1 protein-coding gene is annotated in these 375 nt (G+C 67.5%); it reads right to left on the bottom strand.

Annotated elements, in window-relative coordinates:
- On the bottom strand, positions 1-375 hold a 375-nt coding region (locus QCE73_RS34000; protein WP_309885336.1), incomplete at both ends, for an alpha/beta hydrolase.

Raw genomic sequence — 375 nt, 5'->3', positions numbered from 1 at the left:
CGTCGAGTGCGTCGGCACAGGGCGCAGGGAAGGGAAACTCGGGCGCCAGCCGGTAGTCGACGCTCGCCACCGCGCATTGGGCGTCCCGTGCAAGCCGCGCGACAAGGCCGTGGTGCGTTTCCAGATCGCCGACCACCCAGCCGCCGCCATGGAAATACACGAGGAGCGGCAAAGGGCCGGTGGTGCCGGCGGGTTTGTATATGCGCGCGTTGACGGAGCGGCCTTCGAGCGGGATCTCGATGTCCTCGGTCGTGACATCGGCATCGCTCGGGCCTGCGTAGGCGCGGGCGATTTTGCTGAACCGGTCTCGCACTGCTCGCGCATCGTCGTCCAGCGCGGGAAGCGGAAAGGCCTGGGCGACTTGCTGGTAGTAAC

The organism is Caballeronia sp. LZ029, assembly GCF_031451275.1.
Taxonomy (GTDB): Bacteria; Pseudomonadota; Gammaproteobacteria; order Burkholderiales; family Burkholderiaceae; genus Caballeronia; species Caballeronia jiangsuensis.
Note: the sequence above shows the minus strand (reverse complement) of the source record. Positions and strands in the feature narration are given on the sequence as shown.